The 16,487-nt window shown below is 70.5% G+C and carries 14 protein-coding genes; 11 read left to right on the top strand and 3 right to left on the bottom strand.

Annotated features, from left to right (window positions below; all coding sequences use genetic code 11):
• A complete protein-coding gene (locus tag DTO57_RS12945) occupies positions 1 to 1,317 on the bottom strand; it encodes a hypothetical protein (protein WP_114118644.1) in 1,317 nt (438 codons plus the stop codon).
• A 103-nt stretch (positions 1,318 to 1,420) separates the two neighbouring features.
• Here DTO57_RS12945 and DTO57_RS12950 point away from each other — a divergent pair, with 103 nt between their 5' ends.
• The 7 genes from DTO57_RS12950 (at position 1,421) to DTO57_RS12975 (ending at position 11,587) form a co-directional block, all read left to right on the top strand.
• Positions 1,421 to 2,008 carry a PadR family transcriptional regulator gene (locus DTO57_RS12950; RefSeq protein ID WP_114118645.1) on the top strand — a complete coding sequence of 196 codons (588 nt, stop codon included), beginning with the start codon at positions 1,421 to 1,423 and terminating at the stop codon, positions 2,006 to 2,008.
• A complete protein-coding gene (locus tag DTO57_RS14420; RefSeq protein WP_162785772.1) occupies positions 2,005 to 2,145 on the top strand; it encodes a hypothetical protein in 141 nt (46 codons plus the stop codon). The genes DTO57_RS12950 and DTO57_RS14420 overlap by 4 nt, the downstream gene beginning before the upstream one ends.
• A gap of 107 nt (positions 2,146 to 2,252) precedes the next feature.
• The gene (locus DTO57_RS12955; protein WP_222843275.1) at positions 2,253 to 2,960 is read left to right on the top strand and encodes an ABC transporter ATP-binding protein; all 708 of its coding nucleotides are present in this window, start codon (positions 2,253 to 2,255) and stop codon (positions 2,958 to 2,960) included.
• Positions 2,957 to 5,866, top strand: a complete 2,910-nt coding sequence (locus DTO57_RS12960; protein ID WP_114118646.1) for an ABC transporter permease — start codon at positions 2,957 to 2,959, stop codon at positions 5,864 to 5,866. Before DTO57_RS12955 ends, DTO57_RS12960 begins: the two co-directional genes overlap by 4 nt.
• Positions 5,867 to 6,162: 296 nt before the next feature.
• Positions 6,163 to 7,251 (top strand): hypothetical protein, encoded by a 1,089-nt coding sequence (locus DTO57_RS12965; protein ID WP_114118647.1) that lies wholly within the window; start codon positions 6,163 to 6,165, stop codon positions 7,249 to 7,251.
• 336 nt (positions 7,252 to 7,587) lie between these two features.
• Complete coding sequence (gene secA / locus DTO57_RS12970; RefSeq protein WP_114118648.1) at positions 7,588 to 10,299, top strand: preprotein translocase subunit SecA; 2,712 nt, start codon at positions 7,588 to 7,590, stop codon at positions 10,297 to 10,299.
• 61 nt (positions 10,300 to 10,360) lie between these two features.
• Positions 10,361 to 11,587, top strand: a complete 1,227-nt coding sequence (locus DTO57_RS12975; RefSeq protein WP_114118649.1) for a pyridoxal phosphate-dependent aminotransferase — start codon at positions 10,361 to 10,363, stop codon at positions 11,585 to 11,587.
• Between the two features lie 2 nt (positions 11,588 to 11,589).
• On the opposite strand, the gene DTO57_RS12980 is transcribed toward DTO57_RS12975, so the two are convergent.
• Positions 11,590 to 12,003, bottom strand: a complete 414-nt coding sequence (locus tag DTO57_RS12980; RefSeq protein ID WP_114118650.1) for an Rv3235 family protein — start codon at positions 12,001 to 12,003, stop codon at positions 11,590 to 11,592.
• Between the two features lie 101 nt (positions 12,004 to 12,104).
• Here DTO57_RS12980 and DTO57_RS12985 point away from each other — a divergent pair, with 101 nt between their 5' ends.
• Positions 12,105 to 12,713: a hypothetical protein gene (locus DTO57_RS12985; protein ID WP_114118651.1), complete on the top strand. Its 609-nt coding sequence runs from the start codon at positions 12,105 to 12,107 to the stop codon at positions 12,711 to 12,713.
• Between the two features lie 6 nt (positions 12,714 to 12,719).
• Here DTO57_RS12985 and DTO57_RS12990 read toward each other — a convergent pair whose 3' ends face one another.
• On the bottom strand, positions 12,720 to 12,983 hold the full coding sequence (locus DTO57_RS12990) for a helix-turn-helix domain-containing protein (RefSeq protein ID WP_114118652.1): 264 nt from the start codon (positions 12,981 to 12,983) through the stop codon (positions 12,720 to 12,722).
• 88 nt (positions 12,984 to 13,071) lie between these two features.
• Here DTO57_RS12990 and DTO57_RS14425 point away from each other — a divergent pair, with 88 nt between their 5' ends.
• From DTO57_RS14425 to DTO57_RS13000, 3 genes are read left to right on the top strand one after another with little or no spacing between them, the layout of a single operon-like run.
• On the top strand, positions 13,072 to 13,776 hold the full coding sequence (locus DTO57_RS14425; protein ID WP_162785773.1) for an SAF domain-containing protein: 705 nt from the start codon (positions 13,072 to 13,074) through the stop codon (positions 13,774 to 13,776).
• Positions 13,773 to 14,948 carry a CpaE/TadZ family protein gene (locus tag DTO57_RS12995; RefSeq protein WP_162785774.1) on the top strand — a complete coding sequence of 392 codons (1,176 nt, stop codon included), beginning with the start codon at positions 13,773 to 13,775 and terminating at the stop codon, positions 14,946 to 14,948. Before DTO57_RS14425 ends, DTO57_RS12995 begins: the two co-directional genes overlap by 4 nt.
• A gap of 2 nt (positions 14,949 to 14,950) precedes the next feature.
• Complete coding sequence (locus DTO57_RS13000; RefSeq protein ID WP_114118654.1) at positions 14,951 to 16,450, top strand: sensor histidine kinase; 1,500 nt, start codon at positions 14,951 to 14,953, stop codon at positions 16,448 to 16,450.
• The last annotated feature ends 37 nt before the right edge of the window (positions 16,451 to 16,487 follow it).

The raw sequence follows: 16,487 nt of genomic DNA on the forward strand, positions 1-16,487 counted from the left end.
TCAGTCGAAGATGTCGCCGATGATGCCGCCGAGAATCGCGCCGCCGATGAGGCCGCCGAGCATGTCGCCGCCCGAGACGCCGCCGCCGCGCGGGCCGCCCCAGCCCGGGCCGCCGTATCCGCCGCCGTAGGTGTTGCGGCGGGCCTGGTCGATGTCGCGCTGGGCGACCTGCAGGGCCTCGTTCGCGAGCTGGCCGCTGCGGCGGGCCATGTCGCGCGAGCGCTCGCGCGTGTCCTCGTCGGCGACGAGCGTGCCCGCGTCGACGCGCAGGCGCTCGGCCTCGGCCAGGCGGGTGCGGGCGTCGGCACCGATCAGCTCGCGGTGGCCTTCGATGAGGCTCCGCGCCGAGTAGATCGCGCGGTCGGCGGCGTCGATGTCGTGGCGCACGTGGTCGACCGACGGGATGTTGCGCTGGGCGCGCTCGCGCGCCTGGTCGAGCGCCGCGTTGAGCGAGCTGATGTAGGCGAGTTCCGTGAACGGGTCGCCCTGGGATCCGGGAGGGGTCAGTGCGCGCAGCGCCTGGTCGAGCTTCGTCGACGCCTCGACGACGGCCGGGGTCTGGCGCTCGTGGCGGGCGGCCGCGATGTCGGCGCGCGAGTCTGCGACGACATCGGCGAGCGTGTTCTGGGTGCGGATGGCCTCGATCTCGAAGTCGTCCACGGCGTCGAGGATGCTCTGCGCGCGGCGCACGGCCTCGATCGCCGTCTCGAGCGCGACGAGGGCGTCGTCCTTCCGGCCCGCCTCGCGGCGGCGCTCGGCGACGTCGCAGGAGTGCAGGGCGAAGTCGACGAGCTGGCGACCCTCGGCGGGGTTCGCGCCGATGCGCTGCACGGCCTCGGGGGAGTAGCGCAGCTTCAGGCGCTCGACCGTCTGCTCGGCGAGCGGCAGGCGCTCGGCGATTCGGTTCGCCTCCTCGCGCGTCTGCTCGCGCACGCGGGGCGCGTTGCGGATCTTCTCGACCCGCTCCTTCAGGACCGCCGTGCGCTCGTCGAGCACGTCCTCTGCCCACTCGCACAGCTGCACGATGCGGGCGTTGCGGGTGCGCAGCTCCTCGCGGGTGTCGGGGATATCGTCGTGGTTCAGCTGGTGCAGCTCGAACGCCTCACGCATGTGGCGGGCGACGGCGTCGAGGCCGTCGCGCAGATCCTTCGTCGCGCTATCGCCGAGCTCGGCCTGGGCGAAGGCGAGCTCGTCGCGCGTCGTGCGGATCCGCTCGTCGGTTGCCACGAGGGCCTTCTGTGCCTTGACGGCCAGAACCTGATCGGCGGCGTCCTGCCGCTCCTGCTCTTCGCGCTTGCGCTTGCCCCAGAAAGCCATGCGTTGATTCTAGTGCGGCGCGCTACGGGTGGGGGTGGTGCGGAAATACTCGGTATGTATATACTCGGTAATCACATACCCGGTATAGCCGACGGAGGAACGGATGTCTGTCAAGCAGAGCCTGCTCGCGATTCTCGACCAGGGGGCGTGCTACGGCTACCAGCTGCGCTCCGAGTTCGACCGCCGCACGGGCGGCACCTGGCCCCTCAACGTGGGCCAGATCTACAGCACGCTCGACCGCCTCGAGCGCGACGGCTTCGTCGAGCGCGGCGAGGCCGACGACGAGGGCCACGTCTTCTGGCGGATCACCGACGCCGGCCGCACCGAGGTGCGCGACTGGCTCAGCAGCCCCGTTGCCGCCGCGAAGGGCACGCGCGACGAGCTCGCGATCAAGCTCGCGCTCGCCGCGACCCTGCCGGGCGTTGACGTCGAGGCCATCATCCAGACGCAGCGGGTCGCGTCGCTGCGTCACCTGCAGGAGCTCAACCGGGCGAAGTACGCGGGCGCTTCCGACACCGCCGAGGAACTCGCGTGGTCGCTCGTCGTCGACTCGATGATCTTCCAGGTCGAGGCGCAGGTGCGCTGGCTCGACCACACCGAACAGCGCCTGCGCGCGACGCCCATCGCACCCTTAGCCCTCGGCGACGAGCCCGCCCGCCGCGGTCGCCCGACGAAAGTGACGACGTCATGACCCGCTTCCCGTTCGCGCCCGTGTCGGCGACCCGCGCGGCGGAGGGCTTCCCGATGGGAGCACTCGCCGTCGAGGACGATCGGGCGGTCGAGGCCGTCGCGCCCTCGCACGCCATCGACGAGGCGGACGAGTCGTGAGCGACCCGACGCGGCGCTCGCGGCGCGACGACCGCACGACCGAGCAGCGCATCGACGACGCCGCGCGCGCGGCCGCCGCGCCCTCCGGGCGCGCCGAGCCCGACGCGGTGCTGCGCCTCGTCGGCGTCTCGCGCGTGTACGGATCCGGCGAGAAGGCCGTGACGGCGCTCGCCGGTGTCGACCTCGACGTGCGGGCGGGCGAGCTGGTCGCGATCATGGGCGCGTCCGGATCCGGAAAATCGACGCTGCTGTCGATCGCCGGCGGCCTGCAGCAGCCGACCGCGGGCGAGGTCATCGTCGAGGGGCGCGCGCTGTCAAGCCTCGACGCGCGCGAGACGGCGCGGCTGCGCCGCCGTTCGCTCGGCTTCGTCTTCCAAGACTTCAACCTGATCCCGACGCTCACGGCGCTCGAGAATGTGACGCTCCCGCTCGAGCTGGACGGGGATCCGGCCCGCGAGGCGCGGAGGCTGGCGGAGGTCGCCCTCGAGTCGGTGGGACTCGAGGAGAAGCACGGCGCGTACCCCGACGATCTCTCCGGCGGGCAGCAGCAGCGCGTCGCGATCGCGCGCGCGGTCGTCGGCGGGCGTCGGCTGATCCTCGCCGACGAGCCGACCGGCGCCCTCGACTCCGTCACGGGCGAGGCCGTCATGAAGATGCTGCGCACCCGCGTCGACGAGGGGGCCGCGGGTCTGCTCGTGACCCACGAGGCGCGCCACGCCGCGTGGGCCGACCGCATCGTGTTCCTGCGCGACGGCCGCATCATCGACGAGTCGCGCCGCGACGACGCCGATTCGCTGCTCGGGCCGCGGCGATGAGCGGCCCGCGCGTGACGCGCAGCACCTTCCCGGATCCGCGACCGCCCGAGGCGCGCGAGCGCCGCAGTCTTGTGCGCTGGCGCATCTCGCTGAAGATGGCCCTGCGGCAATCGCTACGCTCCTGGCCGTCGAGCGTGCTCGTGATCCTGCTCGTCTTCCTGCCGATCGCCGGCGTCTCGGCCGCGATGGTTTACGCGACGAGCCTGCAGCCGTCGCCGCAGCAGCGCGTCGACTCCGAGCTCGGCCAGGCCGACGCGTGGGTGCAGGGGCAGGGAACGACGCCCGGCTACCGGCAGTACCTCGACCAGCCGATGCAGTCGTACGTGGCCGACCCCGACGTGGGCGACGAGTGGATCGAGCCGCCCGCAGACATCACGACCGTCATCGACGCCGACGAGTTCGTGCGGATCGACGGCGCGACCGCGAGCGTCGAGACGGAGTCGGGCTTCGGGCTGTTCTACGCCGTGATCGGGTCGACGTGGGATCCGCTGCTCGAGGGGCGGTACACGCTGCTCGACGGCCGCGCGCCCACCTCGCCCGACGAGATGCTCGCGACGCCCGAGTCGCTGAAGCGCATCGGGGCCGAGCTCGGCGACGTCGTCGTCATGAAGGATCCGGCTGCGACCTATACCGTCGTCGGCACGATGTCGAGCCGCCTCGACGACAACGGCGACGGGATGATCTTCGTCCCCGAGGTCGGGGGCTTCGAGGTCGAGCCGTTCCGGACGACCTGGTACGTGGGCGGGTGGCACCCGAGCGCCGACGACGTGTACGCGCTCAACGCCCTCGGCGTCACGGTGTTCGACCGCGAGCTCGTGCAAAACCCGGGCGACGGGGCAGCCCCCGGGTTTGACAGCTCGAGCGGCACGTCGTGGGCGTTCTATTCGGCGACCGCCGCGTCGCTCGTGTTCTGCGCCTACCTCGTCATGCTGCTCGCGGGCGCCGCCTTCTCGGTGAGCGCGAAGCGGCAGCAGCGCGCCCTCGCGGTCGCCGCGAGCGTCGGCGCCTCGCGGGCCGACGTCTTCCGCATCGTCCTCTTCCAGGGAACGATCCTCGGGCTCGCGGGCGGCATCCTCGGATCCGCCGCCGGCATCGGCCTCGCAGGGCTCGGCCGCGCGTGGTTCGGCGACGGCAGCCTCGCCTATTCCTGGGGCCTGCGGGTGCCGTGGTGGGCGATCGTCGGGCTCGCGGTGTTCGCCACCGTCATGGGCACGCTCTCGGCGCTCCTGCCCGCGCGGGCCGCGACCAGGGGAGACACCCTCGCGGCGCTCCGCGGCGCGCGCCGGCCGGTGTCGGTGTCGGCCGCGAGGCCGAAGGTCGGGCTCGCGCTACTCATCGCGGGGGCCGCGATCGTCGTGGTGTCGGCCGCGGGCCTCGTCGTGACGTACCAAGCAGACCTCCCCGACGGCGAGCTCACGCGGTCGATCTACATGATCGGCATGATCGGCATGATCGTGGGGCCGCTGCTCCTGCAGGTCGGCGTCATCATCGCGGGCCACTGGCTACTCGCGCAGGCCGCGCGGCTGCTCGGGCGCTTCGGGCTCGGCGCGCGCCTCGCCGCGCGCGACGCGGTCGCGAACCCCGGCCGATCCGTGCCGTCCTTCGGCGCGATCGCGGCGTGCGCGTTCCTCGCGACCGCCTCGATCGGCGGCGTCGCGACGCTCATGAACATGGACGCGGCGGGCGCCACCCAGGTCGCGCCCTACGGATCCGTCGTCGCGTCGGTCGGCGGAAGCCCCGTCGCGGAGAGCGGAATCGAGGATCCGCTGGTCGTTGAAGCCGAGCTGCGCGAGCTCGCCGCGAGCGCCGCGAAGGCGCTCCGCGATGCGGGATCCGAGGCGACGGCCGTGACGTCGGCGCCCGTCTGGGACCGATACTCGGAGGGCGACGACGGCAACCCTGTGCTCAACCCCGACGCCGAGATCGCGGCGCCCGAGCCGATTCTTCCGCAGCAGTGCGCCGAGAATCCCGACGAGCCGTGCCTTCTCTCGTTCTACTCGCGCAGCGGCGGCGGCGAGAACCGCTTCGTCGTCGTCGCGCCGAACGACCTCGAGACGGCGATCGGTGCGCCGATCTCGGCCGAGCAGGAAGCCGCGTTCGACGCGGGCGCGGCCGTCGTCGAGGATCCGCAATGGCTCACGAGCGACGGCGACGTCGTCGTGAACTGGTGGCGAAACGGCGACCTCGATGGCGACCAGACCGGGTCGATGTTTAACGTGACGGATGTTGCCGACCAGCCGGCACCCGCCTCGACGAAGACGCTCGACGGGATCCTCGTCGAGTCGCCGACGCTGTTCAGCGACGACCGCCAGGTCTACATCGCCCCCTCGACCGCGCGGGCGCTGGGGTTCGCGACCGTGCCGACCTACGTCATCGGCGAGGGATCCGCGATCACGACGGCGAAGCTCGACGCGCTCTCGGCGTGGGCCGAATCGGAGGCGCTGTCGATGTCGAGCGACACGACCGACTTCTCGCTGTCGACGTGGCGCTCGGATCCGCCCGCGGCGCCCGCGCCCTGGCTATGGCTGATCCTCGGCGGCGTGACGGTGCTCGTGATCGCCGCGAGCGCCGTGTCGCTCGGGCTGTCGCGCGTCGAGCGGCGCCCCGACGACGCCACCCTCACGGCGGTGGGCGCCGCTCCGGGCGTGCGCCGCGCCGTCGGATCCTGGCAGGCGCTCGTCATTGCCGGGTATGGCTGCATCGTCGGTACGGTCGCGGGGCTCCTGCCCGTGCTCGGCGTGGTCTACATCCTCGACGGCACGGGGCAGGAGGGCCTGGCCCTCGCCGACGTGCCGTGGCTCTGGTATGGCCTGCTCGCCCTCGCGCTACCCCTCGCCGTCGCCCTGGTGAGCTGGCTCGTGCCGCCGCGTGCCCCCGACCTGACCCGCCGGACGGCGATCGCATGACCCGCTGGTTCTTCCGGGTGGTCATCCTCCTCGCCCGGGTCGCGAGATTCTGACGATCGGGCGAGATTGGGCGCATAGGCAGAAATGGTCAGTATCTGGCGCGATCGTCAGAATCTCGGCGCGGATAGGGCCAAGTTGGACTCGCATAGGGCGGAGGTTCGCCCGCGGGCGCATCGCCCGGCAGGTGCACTTTTCGGTCGCTGAGATTCTGACGATCGCTCGAGATTCGGCGGATAGGCAGAAATAGTCAGAGTCTCGACCGATCGTCAGTGGCTCGGCGCGGATAGGGTCGGGATATGCCGGAACTCGATGCCGAACTCGCCGAGCTGCAGCGCCGCGCCTATGGGCCGGGCGGCAACGATCTGAGCCCCGCCGAGCGCGCGCGGCTCGCACAGATTGAGGCGTCTCAGCGGGGACCGGATCCGCAGGCCGGCCCGCCCGCGGACGTCGCGATCCCGCCGCGGCCTCCGGCCCCGGGTGGCGCGCCCGCGGATCCGGGATCCGGGGTCCGCGGATCCGCCGCCGGGCGCCTCGGCGCGGGGGATACTTCCGAGCAGGAGTGGATCCAGGGCGGCGCCGGGACGCCGCGGGTGCCTGATTCGGCGGATCCGGGCGCCGCGCGGTGGGGATCGGGCGGCGGGGCCGCGCGGTGGGGAACTGACGGCGAGGCTGCGCGCTCGTGGTCCCCGGCGGTGCGCGCGGACGGCGCGGCTGCCGCGGCGCGCGAGGGCACGGATCCGGGACGCGCTTCCGGGGATCCGGGAGGGACCCGCGGGGCCGGCGACCGGCGGGGCGGGCGGTGGTTTCCGCCCGCGCTCATTGCCGCGATCGCGGTGGGTGCGGTGATCGTGATGCTCGTCGCCGGCGGCGTCGGCTGGGGCGGGGGATACGCCGCGGGCGTCGCGCGGCACGCGGCGCCGGGCAGTGACGCGGAGTTTGTGATGGAGCTTCATCCGACCGAGATGCCGGACCGCCTTGCGGACGTCGCGGGCGCCTATGCCTTCGTACAGGTTGATGCCGAGACGGGGGAGCTTGTGGCTCAGGGCGACTACTACGGATCCCTCGGCGACGACATCGATGTGCTCGTTAATCGGCCCTTCGGCGGTGACGACGGCTATCGAGACCTTCCGGGCGACACCGTGTGCCTGAGCGTTACTCAGATCATGGAGCAGACCGAGACGACGTCGATTTTCGCCGGCGGTACGGTGTGCGGCTCGCCCCGACTGCCCGTTTCCGTCGATCTCTTCGCCGGGGTGGAGGGCGGTAACTACACCAACGGCATGCGCATCTATACCGACGCGTACCCGGAGGACACGCTGCTGCGGTTCACGTACTCCGCCGCGAGCGACAGCGTCATGGTGTGGAGCCTCGCCCCGGGCGCGTGACCTGCGCCGAGGTCTCACCCGCGCTGAGAACTGACCCGCGCCGAGATTCTGACGATCGCTCGAGATTCTGACGATTCTCGCGAATACGGCGAATCTCGGCCGAAAGTCAGAATCCCACCGCGGGGCAGCCCGAATCTCACCCCCGGGGCAGGCAAAATCTCGCCCAGGGGCAGGCCGAGCGACCGCCCCGGGCCCACACAAACACAGAGAATTTGCGCGCATCGTGGTGGCGGATCGCGCGCATAGGCCATGGCCGATAACATTGGCGAGTATGCCTTCCGCTGGGCGGGCAGCCGGCGAGCGACGCGCTCGCCGCAGCGAAACTGGGAGTGACACGTGGCAAATCCGTTCGAGAAGCTGCTCCGCGCGGGAGAGGGGCGCCTCCGGCGCAGGCTCCAGCGCATCGTCAATGCCGTGAATGGGCTCGAGTCGAGCTACGCCGAGCTGACCGACGAGGATCTGCGTAACGAGACGGCCGAGCTTCGCGCGCGCTTCGAGAAGGGCGAGTCGCTCGACGACCTCATGCCGGAGGCATTCGCTGCCGTCCGCGAGGCCGCGAACCGCACCCTCGGCATGCGCGCCTACGACGTGCAGGTCATGGGTGGCGCGGCGCTGCACCTCGGCAACATCGCCGAGATGAAGACCGGTGAGGGTAAGACCCTCGTCGCGACCTTCCCGGCGTACCTCAACGCGATCGCAGGCAAGGGCGTTCACGTCATCACGACGAACGACTACCTCGCGAAGTACCAGGCCGAGCTCATGGGCCGCGTGTACCGCGCCCTCGGCATGACGACCGGCATCGTCGTCGCCGGCCAGAACCCTGCGGTTCGCCGCGAGCAGTACGCCGCCGACATCACCTACGGCACGAACAACGAGTTCGGCTTCGACTACCTGCGCGACAACATGGCTTCCCGCAAGGAAGACCTCGTGCAGCGCGACCACTTCTTCGCCCTGGTCGACGAAGTTGACTCGATCCTCATCGACGAGGCGCGCACCCCGCTCATCATTTCGGGCCCCTCGGCGGGCGAGGCGAACCGCTGGTTCACCGAGTTCGCGAAGATCGCTCGCACGCTCGAGGTCGACGTCGACTACGAGGTCGACGTCAAGAAGCGCACCGTCGGTGTGCTCGAGCCCGGCATCGAAAAGGTCGAGGACTACCTCGGCGTCGAGAACCTGTACGAGTCGGCAAACACGCCGCTCATCTCGTTCCTCAACAACTCGATCAAGGCGATCTCGCTGTTCCAGCGCGACAAGGACTACGTCGTGATGAACGGCGAGGTGCAGATCGTCGACGAGCACACGGGCCGCATCCTCGCGGGTCGCCGCTACAGCGAGGGCATGCACCAGGCGATCGAGGCGAAGGAGGGCGTCGAGGTGAAGGCCGAGAACCAGACCCTCGCGACCGTCACGCTGCAGAACTACTTCCGCCTGTACGAGAAGCTCGCGGGCATGACCGGTACGGCCGAGACCGAGGCCGCCGAGTTCATGTCGACCTACCAGCTCGGCGTGTTCGCGATCCCGACGAACAAGCCGATGGCGCGCATCGACCAGCAGGACCTGATCTACCGCACCGAGAAGGCCAAGTTCGACCGCGTCGTCGAAGACGTCGCCGAGCGCCACGAGAAGGGCCAGCCGGTCCTCATCGGAACGGTCAGCGTCGAGAAGAGCGAGCGCCTCTCGAAGGCCCTCGCCAAGGCGGGCATCAAGCACGAGGTGCTGAACGCGAAGAACCACGCACGCGAGGCCGACGTCGTCGCCGTCGCCGGTCGCCTCGGCGCCGTCACGGTCGCGACGAACATGGCCGGTCGCGGTACCGACATCATGCTCGGCGGTAACTCCGAGTTCCTCGCGGTCGCCGAGATGAAGTCGCGCGGCCTCGACCCCGTCGAGAACGCCGAAGAGTACGAGTCCGTCTGGGACGAGGTCTTCGCCGAGACGAAGGCGCGCGTCGAGGAAGAGGGCGACAAGGTCCGCGAAACCGGTGGCCTGTACGTGCTCGGAACCGAGCGCCACGAGTCGCGCCGCATCGACAACCAGCTGCGCGGTCGTTCGGGCCGTCAGGGCGACCCGGGTGAGAGCCGCTTCTACCTCTCGCTCGAGGACGAGCTCATGGTGCGCTTCCGCTCGCCGATGGCCGACAGCCTCCTCGCCCGCACCGACTACGACGACACGCAGGTGCTCTCGGGCCGCATGATCTCGGGCCTCATCAAGAACGCCCAGGCGCAGATCGAGTCGCGCAACGCCGAGTCGCGCAAGAACGTCCTGAAGTACGACGACGTTCTGAACCGCCAGCGCCTCGCGATCTACTCCGACCGCCGAGTGATCCTCGAGGGCGACGACATCGCCGAGCGCGTGACGCACTTCCGCGAGGACGCGCTGACGCAGATCATCGCCGGTCACACGCAGACGGGTCACAACGAGAGCTGGGACTTCGACGCGCTCTGGACCGACCTCAAGTCGCTGTACCCCGTCGGCGTCACGATCGAAGAGGTCGTCGCCGAGGCCCGCGGCCGCAAGGGCGGCATCGACCAGAAGGGCCTCACGGAGGAGATCCTGAGCGACGCCCAGATCGCCTACGACAAGCGCGAGGAGGCCCTCGGATCCGAGGCGATGCGCGAGCTCGAGCGTCGCGTCGTGTTGCAGGTCGTCGACCGCCGCTGGCGCGACCACCTGTACGAGATGGACTACCTCAAGGACGGCATCGGCCTGCGCGCGATGGCGCAGCGCGACCCGCTGATCGAGTACCAGCGCGAGGGTCACGCGATGTACGAGGCCATGATGAGCCAGATCAAGGAGGAGTCGGTCGGGTTCCTCTTCAACCTCGAGGTCAAGGTCAACAAGCCTGAGGAGGGCGCGGCGCAGATCGAGGCGAAGGGTCTCGGTAACGAGGCCCCCGTCGACGAGCGCAAGCTCGCCTTCTCGTCGCCCGACGAGGACGGCGACGTCGAGGTCCACGCGGCCGACGGATCCGTTATCGCCGAAAAGCCGGAAACCGGAGCGCCCTCGGGCAACCGCGAGGAGCGCCGCCGACAGGCGAAGAAGAAGTAACGATTATCGGGCTATGCCCGTCGTGGCGCGAGTTGCGCCGCGGCGGGCATATTCTGTATCAATGACAGCCCTCCGCAGCCTCGACCAGTCCGCAAAACTGCAGAATGTTCTGTACGAGATCCGCGGAGCAGCTCTCGCCGAGGCGACGCGCCTCGAAAAAGAGGGCCACACGATCCTCAAGCTGAACACCGGAAACCCGGCGATCTTCGGCTTCGAGGCGCCCTACCAGATCGTGCGCGACATGCTCCGCGCCGTCCCGACCGCGCACGGCTACACCGACGCCCGCGGCATCGTCGAGGCGCGTCGAGCGATCGTGAGCCGCTACGAGAACGTCGAGGGCTTCCCGCGCTTCGACGTCGACGACGTGTTCCTCGGCAACGGCGTCTCCGAGCTCATCACGATGGTCACCCAGGCGCTGCTCGACCAGGGCGACGAGGTGCTGATCCCCGCGCCCGACTACCCGCTCTGGACGGCGATGACGAGCCTCTCGGGCGGCACGCCTGTGCACTACCTCGCCGACGAGAACAATGGCTGGCAGCCCGACCTCGAAGACATTCGCTCGAAGATTACGCCGAACACCAAGGCGATCGTCGTCATCAACCCCAACAACCCGACGGGCGCCGTCTACACGCGCGAGACCCTCGAGGGCATCGCGCAGATCGCGCGCGAGCACTCGCTGCTCATCCTGAGCGACGAGATCTACGACCGGATCCTGTACGACGAGGCGAAGCACATCTCGATGGCGGAGGTCGCGCCCGACCTGCTCGTCCTCACCTTCAACGGGCTGTCGAAGACGTACCGCGTCGCGGGCTACCGCTCGGGCTGGCTCGTCATCACGGGCCCGCGCGACCACGCGGCGGGCTTCCTCGAGGGCATCCAGCTGCTCGCGTCGACGCGCCTCAGCCCCAACGGCCCGGGCCAGCACGCGGTGCTCGCAGCGCTGACGGGCGTGCAGTCGATCGACAGCCTCATCGCTCCCGAGGGACGCCTCACACTGCAGCGCGACGTCACCTGGGAGGGCCTCAACGCCATCCCCGGCGTCAGCTGCGTCAAGCCCGAGGGCGCGCTGTACGCGTTCCCGCGCCTCGACCCCGAGGTGCACGAGATCCACGACGATAAGCAGCTCATCTACGACCTGCTGAAGGCCGAGCACATCCTGCTCGTCGAGGGCACCGGCTTCAACTGGCCGACGCCCGATCACCTGCGCGTCGTGAACCTGCCCGAGCCTCGGGTGCTGAGCGAGGCCATCGAACGCCTCGGCAACTTCCTCGCCTCGTACAAGCAATAGCGCTACAGAATCGCGATGCTCGTCGCCCGCCAGCGGTTGTCGTAGCCCTCGAGCCTCATCGGGATCGCGCGCGTGCGCACCGGCCCGACGACGATCGCGGTGGCCTCGACGACGCCGTCGGCGGGGGAGAAACACATCACCCGCCGGAGCACATAGGCCGGCTGCCTCGCCGCTTCGCCCCGCGCGCTGCGGGCGCGGGCGGCGAGGTTCGCACGCATGACGAGGTTCAGGTATGGCTCCTCGGTGAACCAGCGGGCCAGCTGATCGACGTCGCGCACCCCCGCGATCACCTCCAGCACCGCGCCGGCGAGCGTTCCCACGAGCGGCTGCGGATCCGGCAGCCGCGTCGTTGCGGTCTGCTGCGGCTCGAACATCGCCTGTATCTGTCGAGTACTGAAGTTATGCATTGCGGCCATAGCGGTTCTCCGTGGAGTAGAGACAAGTGAACCAAGGTCACCACGCGACGCGCCCGAGGGCACAGAGGAATATATACCTGTGAGCGCCCTCTGCAGGGGCTATGCGTGAGCTGTATGCTCACGGAATGTCGTGGGATCCGTTCCTCGAAGACCTCGAGCACCAGTTCGTTTCCGAGCGCGAGCTCGAGCGCTCCGCGCTGGCGGGAGAGACCGAGCGCGCCCGTATTGCGGCGCTCTCGCTGCGCGACCGCGTGGCGGGCCTCGGGCCCGCGGATATCGTCACGATCAGGGATTCGTCGGGCGAGACCCACCGCCTCGCGATCCGCGGCGTCGGCGCGCACTGGGTCGCGGGCGAACCCGAGGGATCCCGCGGCCTCACCCTCGTGCGGATCGATGCGATCGACGAGCTCCGGATCCCCGCGGCCGCGCGGCCCGCGTCGCTCGCGGGGGCGGATCCGGATCCGCTGTGCGACCGGACGCCCGCCGGTTTCGCGCTACGGGCTCTCGCGCGCCGGCGCTCGGTCGTCACGATCGGGACGCTGCGCGGGGCGCGGTACTCGGGCACGATCGCGCGCGCCGGATCCGATCACCTCGACATCGCGCTCCACGACCTCGGATCCTCCGTGTCGGACGCGCGTGAGGAGGCGACGATCGCGTTCCGCGCGATCGCGTGGATCCGGACGGCCGATCGCTCGGCCCTCGACCTCTAGGCGGCGTCAGAACGACGCGTGGCTGCCCCACACCTCGGGGAGGCTCGCGACGTTCGACTGGTGCCACAGGGCGTGGCGGCGGCTGGCCTCGTTCTCGTCGTCGAGGTAGTCGCGCACGCTCTGCTTTTCGACGCGCCACGAGGCGGGTTCGCCGAGGCGTGTGCCGCGGAGGCGGCCGTCGTGAATCAGCGAGACGACCTCCTCGGGCGTAATGCCGAGGAGCTCTGACACCTGAGCCGGTGAGAAGAAGAGCGAGCCTTGGTCGGACATGTCTCCATTATGTGCCCGTTTGCGATGCGAAAACGGGCCTGTGGATAACTTTCGACGCACTTTTGCGATTTCTGCGAGCATCACCTGCATGGCATCTTCCACACGCCCCGCCGGCCGCCCGCGCCCGGTCTGGTTCGACATGCGTTTTCTCATCGGCATCGTGCTCGTCGTGGCCTCGGCGCTCGGGGTCTGGGCGATCGTGCACGCCGCCCGCACGACCCAGCCCGTGCTCGCGGCGGCCCACGCGATCGTGCCGGGCCAGTCCGTGACGGCCGCCGATCTCGTGGAACTCGAGACGCGCCTCGGCGACGCGGGGGAGCGCTACCTCGACCCCGACGCCCTCGGCGCCGGCATGGTCGCGACGAGGGTGATCTCGGAGGGCGAGCTCGTGCCCGTCGCGGCGATCGGCACGGCCGACGACGTCGACCTCACGACCCTCGTCGTGCGCAGCGCCCTCGACGTTCCGGCCGGCATCGTCGCCGGCTCGGCCGTCGAGCTGTGGGCGACGCCGCTCGAGGGGCCCGGGCAGTACGGCGAGCCCGTCGTCATCGTGACGCACGCCATCATCGCCGAGGTGCGCACCGACGAGTCGATGGTGAGCCGCGCGGGCGCCGACCTCGAGGTCGTCGTCTCGCGCGACGAGGTCGCGGTCGTGCTCGAACACGTCGCGGGCGGATCCGCGATGAGCGCCGTGCCCGCGTCCGTCCCGCGCGTCATCGCGGAGGAGCCCGTGGCAGAGGAACCTGCGGAAACGGAAGCCGCCGAGGATCCCGAAGAAGAGGCGGCCTCGTGAGCGTCGTCGTCGCGGCCGACGAGCCGCACGGATCCCGCCTCGTCTCGCTGCTCGGCGGCGTCGGAGTCGAGATCGAGCTGCTCGTGCGCCCCAGCGAGCTCGTCGGCGCCACGACGAACCCGAATCACCGGGCCCGCGAGGCGCTCCGCGAGGCCGATACCATCGTGCTCCACGCGACCCGCACCCTGCTCGTCGCCGACGTCGTCGCCCTCTGCGACCGCAGCGGCACCCGCATTGTCGCGCTCGCCGACCGCTCCGCCGAGCGGCGCGCGGCGATCGCGTTCGGGGTCGCGGATCCGCTGCCGCTCGACGCGGGCGCGACCGAGATCGCCGACGCGATCTCGGCGCACGAGATCGGATCCGCGGGCCGGGAGGAGACCCGTGGATCCGTCACCGTCGTCTGGGGGCCGCACGGCGCGCCCGGGCGGACGACGGTCGCGCTCGCCCTCGCCGCGGCGGCGGCCGCGACCGGTAAGCGCGTCGCCCTCGTCGACGCCGACACCCACGCGCCGTCGATCGCGCAGCGCCTCGCGCTCTCGGAGGAGGCCCCCGGGTTTCCGATCGCCTGCCGCCAGACCGATTACGGGATCCTCGACGGCGCCGAGCTCACGCGCCTCAGTGTTCCCGTCGAGATCGGCGCCCACCTGATGGAGGTCCTCGCCGGCATCAACCGCCCCTCGCGCTGGCCCGAGCTCACGGCCCCGCGGGTGCAGGGCGCGCTCGACACCGCGCGGGGCTGGGCCGATCACGTGATCGTCGACGTCGCCGCCCCGCTCGATACCGACGAGGTCGTGTCGAGCGACGTCGACGGGCCGCGGCGCAACCAGGCGGCGCTCGCCGCGATCTCCGAGGCCGACGCGCTCGTGACCCTCGGATCCGCCGACCCCGTGGGCGTCGCCCGCCTCGTCCGCGGGCTCGCCCGAATAGACGAGATCGCGCCGCGGGCGCGGCGGATCCTCGCCGTGAACCGCATGCGGACGGGCCCGCTCGGCCTCGACGCGGAGGGGCAGATTACGCGCGCCCTCGAGCAATTCGCCGACGTCAAAAAGTGCTGGTTCCTGCCGGACGATCCGCGCGCCGCCGACCGCGCCCTCCTCGGATCCCAGCCGATCCTGCCACGCCGCAGGGCTCCCTTCGCTCACGCGATTGCGAGACTCGCGGCTACGCTGTGAGGGTGTCTACACTTAGCGATCTCCTCGAAGCACAGAAGCAACTGAGCGAGAAAGACATTGAATGGATCCATCGCGTTCACGGCGATGGGCAGCTCCTTGCCGACCTCGCGTCGGCCGACATCGTCATCTGGGCACAGACGCCCGACGACTCGTACCGCGCCGTCGGCCACATCCGCCCCTCGGGCGCCGCGACCCTCTTCTACCGCGACATCGTCGGCGAGCGGGTGCGCCCGCAGTGGCAGAGCCAGGTGCGCGAGGCGTTCCGCGAGGGCGAGATCGTCGACTCGTCGAGCCCCGAGTGGTTCGAGGAGACGCCGACGCGCGTGAAGGCGGTGCCGATCGTGCGCCGCGACGAGACCGGCACCGCCGTGATCGGCGTGATCACGCGCCACACCAACCTCAGCGAGGTGCGGGCGCCCTCCCGTCAGCAGGTCACGTTCGACGAGTGCGCGAACGCGCTCTTCGGCATGATCGCGACGGGCGACTACCCCGACATGACCGCGCCGATGGGCCCGCGCCGCGGGGCGCCGCGCGCCGCCGACGGCATGATCAAGCTCGACGTCGACGGCGTCGTCACCTTCGCGAGCCCCAACGGCCTGAGCGCGTTTAACCGCATGGGCTTCGTGGAGGAGCTCGAGGGCGAGACGCTCTCGGACGTGGCGCGGCAGATCATGCCGCCCGAGCGCGACGCGTCGGCCGACGAGGCCTCGCTGCCCGTGCTCCTCGCGGGCCGCACGCCCTGGCGCAGCGACCTCGAGGCGCGCGGCGTCACCGTCGCGCTGCGCATCATCCCGCTGCGCGATCACGGCGAGCGCATCGGCGCGCTCGTGCTGTGCCGCGACGTCAGCGACCTGCGTAATCAGGAGCAGGAGCTGCTGACGAAAGACGCGACGATCCGCGAGATCCACCACCGCGTGAAGAACAACCTGCAGACGGTCGCCTCGCTTCTGCGCATCCAGGCCCGCCGCACGTCGAGCGAGGAGGCGCGCGAGTCGCTCCTGCAGGCGATGCAGCGCGTCGCCGCGATCGCCGTCGTGCACGACACGCTGTCGGAGGGCCTCAGCCAGAAGGCCGACTTCGACGAGGTGTTCTCGCGCGTGCTACGCCTCGTGGCCGAGGTCGCCGCGGCGCAGAACACCGTCGCGCACACCCGCAAGCGCGGCACCTTCGGAACCCTTTCGAGCGAGTACGCGAACCCCCTCGCGCTCGCCCTGACCGAGGTCGTCACGAACGCCGTCGAGCACGGCCTCGCGGGCCGCGAGGGCCAGGTCGAGATCGTTGCCGACCGCGACGAGGAGGAGCTGCGCGTGCGCGTGCGGGACAGCGGATCCGGCCTGCCGGAGGGCAAGGTCGGCCGCGGCCTCGGCACGCAGATCGTCCGCACCCTCGTCGAGGGCGAGCTCAGCGGATCGATCGAGTGGCGCACGATCGCCGACGGCACCGAGTTCGACGGCGGCACGGAGGTCGCGATCGACATCCCGCTGCGCTGGGCGCGCGGCTAACGCCGTAACGAAAATAATCCCGCACCATTTGGTGCGG

Origin of the sequence: Microbacterium sorbitolivorans (genome assembly GCF_003327285.1) — a bacterium.
Classification (GTDB): domain Bacteria; phylum Actinomycetota; class Actinomycetes; order Actinomycetales; family Microbacteriaceae; genus Microbacterium; species Microbacterium sorbitolivorans.

Coding starts and splice junctions, on each gene's coding strand:
- DTO57_RS12945 (WP_114118644.1), bottom strand. CDS start 1,317: ATGGCTTTCTGGGGCAAGCGCAAGCGCGAAGAGCAGGAGCGGCAGGAC.
- DTO57_RS12950 (WP_114118645.1), top strand. CDS start 1,421: ATGTCTGTCAAGCAGAGCCTGCTCGCGATTCTCGACCAGGGGGCGTGC.
- DTO57_RS14420 (WP_162785772.1), top strand. CDS start 2,005: ATGACCCGCTTCCCGTTCGCGCCCGTGTCGGCGACCCGCGCGGCGGAG.
- DTO57_RS12960 (WP_114118646.1), top strand. CDS start 2,957: ATGAGCGGCCCGCGCGTGACGCGCAGCACCTTCCCGGATCCGCGACCG.
- DTO57_RS12965 (WP_114118647.1), top strand. CDS start 6,163: ATGCCGGAACTCGATGCCGAACTCGCCGAGCTGCAGCGCCGCGCCTAT.
- DTO57_RS12975 (WP_114118649.1), top strand. CDS start 10,361: ATGACAGCCCTCCGCAGCCTCGACCAGTCCGCAAAACTGCAGAATGTT.
- DTO57_RS12980 (WP_114118650.1), bottom strand. CDS start 12,003: ATGGCCGCAATGCATAACTTCAGTACTCGACAGATACAGGCGATGTTC.
- DTO57_RS12985 (WP_114118651.1), top strand. CDS start 12,105: ATGCGTGAGCTGTATGCTCACGGAATGTCGTGGGATCCGTTCCTCGAA.
- DTO57_RS12990 (WP_114118652.1), bottom strand. CDS start 12,983: ATGTCCGACCAAGGCTCGCTCTTCTTCTCACCGGCTCAGGTGTCAGAG.
- DTO57_RS14425 (WP_162785773.1), top strand. CDS start 13,072: ATGGCATCTTCCACACGCCCCGCCGGCCGCCCGCGCCCGGTCTGGTTC.